This window comes from Actinotalea sp. C106, assembly GCF_023630195.1.
Taxonomy (GTDB): Bacteria; Actinomycetota; Actinomycetes; order Actinomycetales; family Cellulomonadaceae; genus Actinotalea.
Map to the genome: position 1 here is coordinate 1 of NZ_JALPKN010000267.1, position 4278 is coordinate 4278.

Here is a 4278-nt window from a genome sequence, read left to right on the forward strand (position 1 = left end):
CCTCGTCGTCGGGCTGCTCGGGCTGGCCGCGCTGCTGGCGCTCCAGGGCGTCGTCGTCAGGTCCGGGTGGGGGGTGGCCGCCGCGCTGAGCGGAGTGGTGCTGCTGGCCACCGGGGTGGTCGCGGCCGGGGTGACGGTCGCCGCGAAGTGGGCGCTGGTGGGCCGGTTCCAGGTGGGGGAGCACCCGCTGTGGAGCGCGGCGGTGTGGAAGGGCGAGCTCGCGGACACCTTCACCGAGATGGTCGCCGCACCGTTCTTCGCCGACGTCGCGAACGGTACTGTCGCGGTGGTGTGGTGGCTGCGAGCGATGGGTGCGCGGATCGGACGCGGCGTGTGGTGCCAGACGTACTGGCTCCCCGAGGCGGACCTGGTCCGGCTGGGGGACGGGGCGACCGTCGGCCCCGGCTGCGTGGTGCAGACCCATCTCTTCCACGACCGCGTGATGAGCCTGGACACCGTGACCCTCGACGAGGGCGCGACCCTGGGCCCGCACGGCGTGATCCTCCCGGCGGCCCGTCTGGGCGCGGGGGCGAGCGTCGGTCCGGCCTCGCTGGTGCTGCGCGGGGAGCACGTGCCCGCGGGGACCCGGTGGGTGGGTAACCCCATCGCGCCGTGGGCGGCGCAGCCCGAGGGCGAGCAGGCGACCGGCCCGAGGATCGACCCAGCGACCGACCCGGTGCCCGCATGACGGCGGACGAGCGGGGCGACGCCGACCCGTACCAGCCGGACCACGGCAGCACCGCGTTCCACGTCGAGCACTACGACCTCGACCTCACCTACCGTCCGCACCTCAACCGGCTCCACGGCACCGCGACGCTGCGGGTGCGCACCCTCGGGGACCTGACCGAGCTCGCCCTCGACCTCGCCGGGCTCACGGTCGAGAAGGTCACCCTGACCGGCGCCAGGCTGGCCCGCTACGTGCACCGCGCCGACCGCCTGGTGCTGCGGCTCGGCGCCGAGGTCACGGCAGGGACCGGGCTGACCGTCGTCGTCCGGTACGGGGGGAACCCCGCGCCGATCAGCAGCCCCTGGGGGCCGGTGGGTTGGGAGGAGCTGACCGACGGCGTGGTGGTCGCGAGCCAGCCGACCGGGGCGCCGTCGTGGTTCCCCTGCAACGACCGACCCGCGGACAAGGCCAGCTACCGGACGTCCATCACGGTCGACAACCCCTACCGGGTGCTCGCCCACGGCGCCCTGGTGTCCTCGAAGCGCCGGGCGAGCGCGACGACGTGGGTCTACGAGGAGAGGCGCCCGACGTCGACCTACCTCGCGACCGTGCAGATCGGCCAGTACGAGGAGCACGAGCTCGCCGCCGGGCCAGTCCGCCAGGTCGTGCTGGTACCGACCGCCCTGCGGACCGCGGCCCGCGACCGGCTCGCGCACCACGGCGAGATCATGACCTTCTTCACCAGGGTCTTCGGCCCCTACCCGTTCGCGACCTACACCCTCGTCATCACCGAGGACGACCTCGAGATCCCGCTCGAGGCCCAGGGGCTGTCCATCTTCGGGGCCAACCACCTGCACTCCACCGACGGGGACGAGCGCCTCATCCCGCACGAGCTCGCGCACCAGTGGTTCGGCAACTCCGTCACGCCGTCCTCCTGGCAGCACATCTGGCTCAGCGAGGGGTTCGCCTGCTACGCCGAGTGGCTGTGGTCCGAGGAGTCCGGGGGCCGTAGCGCCGAGGCCCTCGCGAGCACCTGGCACCGGCGCCTGTCCCGGCTCGACCAGGACCTCGTGCTCGCAGACCCGGGCTACCGCCGGATCTTCGACGACCGCGTCTACAAGCGTGGGGCGCTCACCGTGCACGCCCTGCGCGGGGCCCTGGGCGACGAGGCCTTCTTCGCGATGGTCCGCGGCTGGACCTCGCGGCACGCCGGCGGGAGCGTCGCGACGGCGGACCTCCGTGCGCACGCCCTCGAGCACGCGACCGAGACCGGCGGGGCCGACCTCGCCGGGGCGGTCCAGGACCTGCTCGACGCGTGGCTCGACGGCGCCGAGCTGCCACCCCTGGACGGGACCTCGGGGCGAGGGTGGCTCGACGCCCTCCGCCGGTAGACGACGGGATGGTCCGCATCTAGCGTCGTGATCACGGTCAGCCGACCACACCACCAGCCGAGCCATCACCAGCTGAGCCACCAGGAGCGTGCATGAAGGTCGTCGCCGTCTACAGCGTCAAGGGTGGGGTGGGGAAGACCTCCGCCGCCGTCAACCTCGCATGGCACGCCTCCCAGAAGCACCGCACCCTGCTGTGGGACCTCGACCCGCAGGGCGGCGCCACCTTCCTGCTCGGCGTCAAGCCCAAGCAGAAGGCCAAGGCTGACGTTCACGCCCTGGTCAAGGGCAAGACCGACCTCGCCGACGTGGTGCGGTCCACCGAGGACAAGAAGCTCGACGTCATCCCCGCCCACGACTCCTACAGCGCCCTGGACGTCGAGCTCGACGGCACCAAGCGGCCCGAGCGGCAGCTCGACAAGATGCTCGCCTCCCTGAGCAAGCCGCACGACGTCGTCATCCTCGACTGCCCGCCCGGGATGTCCCTGCTCTCCGAGGCGATCCTGCGCGCGGCCGACGTCGTCGTGGTGCCGCTGGTGCCGTCCCCGCTGGCCATGCGGTCCCTCGACCAGGTGACGGACATGGTCACCGAGATGAAGAAGGGGCGCCCGAGAATCGTGGGGTTCCTCTCCATGGTCGACCGGCGCAAGACGATCCACCGCGACGTCGCCGACACCCTGCCGCAGGAGTCCAAGCACGTGATCGACGTGGCCGTGCCGGCCTCGAGCATGGTCGAGAAGATGGGCGTCGAGCGCGCCCCCATCTCGACCTTCGCGCCGCGCAGCGTGCCGGCGAAGGCCTACGGCGAGCTGTGGAAGGGCGTGCGGTCGGCGCTGTCGCTGTGAGCTCAGGGGCGTGCGGCCCTGTCCCGGCGGGGGAGAGCCACGAGGGCGACCCCGCCGAGCAGTGATGCGGCGCCCGTCGCGACCAGCAGGCTCTCCAGCGCGATGCCCGGGATGACGGCGCCCGCGACGGCCGGTGCTGCGATCGAGGTCACGGCGCCGACGACCAGGCACGCGGTGAACGCCGTCCCGGCACGGTCTGGCACCGCCTCAGCGGTCCACACCGCCAGCACCGCTGACCCGGTCATGTACCCCGCGCCGAAGACGCAGGCTGAGAGGGCGGCCGCCACGGGCGAGCTGCTCGCTGCTCCCAGCAGGGCCAGCGCCACCCCGACCGCGAGGAGGCACGAGGCTGCGACCCGCCCGCTGCCCAGGCGCTGGGCGAGGGTCCCGGTCACCAGTGCCACCCCACCGCTGAGGCCGATCGCCCCGTAGAGGGCCGGGACGGCGATCTCCGGGAGGTCAGCCTGCTCGACGACCTCCGCGAGGTAGGTGAAGTAGATGATGACGACCGCGAAGTACAGGGCGGCGTAGGCGGCCGGCACCTTGAGCGGCGAGGCCCAGCCCGCTGCGGGGCACCGCCCTCCGGGCCGTGCCTGCGGCCCCTCCTGGGGCACCAGGCGGAGGTTGACGACAGCGGCGAGGACCGCCGCGATCGCGATGCTGCCCCAGACCAGGCGCCACGACCCCACGACGGCCATGATCGCCAGCCCGCCGAGGACCACGAGCCCGGCGCTCGTGCCGGTGGTGATGGTCGCGAGCGCCCTGGGTTGCTGCCGGGTCGGCACCGTCTGCTTGACGATGTCGGAGTAGGGCGCCCAGACCCAGCCCCCCGCGCTCCCGGCCAGGACGGCGCCGACGGCCAGCAGCCCGGGGGTCGGCGCGACGGTGACGATCCCTGCACCCAAGGCGCCGCACACCCCGCCCACGGTGGTCGGGGCGCGCGAGCCCCGACGAGCCGCCAAGGGGCCCGCCAGGAGCAGGCCCACCAGGTAGCCCCCGAACGTGGCGCTCGCGATGAAGCCGAGGACGAGCTCGGAGAGGTCCAGCTCCTGCTCGATGTCCGGCAGCGTCAGCCCGTAGACGTAGCGGGCCATGCCGAAGGCGACCCCGACGACGCCGGCCCCGGCGAGGCCGACGCGACCGCCCTGGGAGAGAGTCACGTCGAGCACCTCGTGCGGTCGGGGCCTGGCGGGACCGCGGCGCGGGGGTCGCGTGCGGTGTCGTCGATGCTGACAGCCCGCGTGCCGCTCGGCATCCTCGGGCACGGTGGAGCGGGCTCAGCGTGCGCCGAGCTCCTCGAGCACGAGGTCGCCGTCGCGCTGGTGGATCCTCAGCGAGGCCGGCCCCCTCGGCCGCGCGGCGGTGGGCAGGTCAGGCG

Annotated in this window: 3 protein-coding genes and 1 pseudogene; 3 read left to right on the forward strand and 1 reads right to left on the reverse strand. The window is 73.5% G+C overall.

Annotated features, from left to right (window positions below):
- The 3 genes and pseudogenes from L0B03_RS14555 to L0B03_RS14565 form a co-directional block, all read left to right on the forward strand.
- Window positions 1-688: pseudogene (locus tag L0B03_RS14555) on the forward strand (amino acid adenylation protein); the annotation flags it as partial.
- Entirely contained in the window at window positions 685-2058 is a 1374-nt protein-coding gene (locus L0B03_RS14560) for a M1 family metallopeptidase (RefSeq protein ID WP_250447044.1), read from the forward strand. The pseudogene L0B03_RS14555 and the gene L0B03_RS14560, both read left to right, overlap by 4 nt.
- A 92-nt stretch (window positions 2059-2150) precedes the next feature.
- A complete protein-coding gene (locus L0B03_RS14565; RefSeq protein WP_250447046.1) occupies window positions 2151-2900 on the forward strand; it encodes a ParA family protein in 750 nt (249 codons plus the stop codon).
- A 2-nt stretch (window positions 2901-2902) separates the two neighbouring features.
- On the opposite strand, the gene L0B03_RS14570 is transcribed toward L0B03_RS14565, so the two are convergent.
- Complete coding sequence (locus L0B03_RS14570) at window positions 2903-4060, reverse strand: MFS transporter (protein WP_250447048.1); 1158 nt, start codon at window positions 4058-4060, stop codon at window positions 2903-2905.
- Between the last annotated feature and the right edge of the window lie 218 nt (window positions 4061-4278).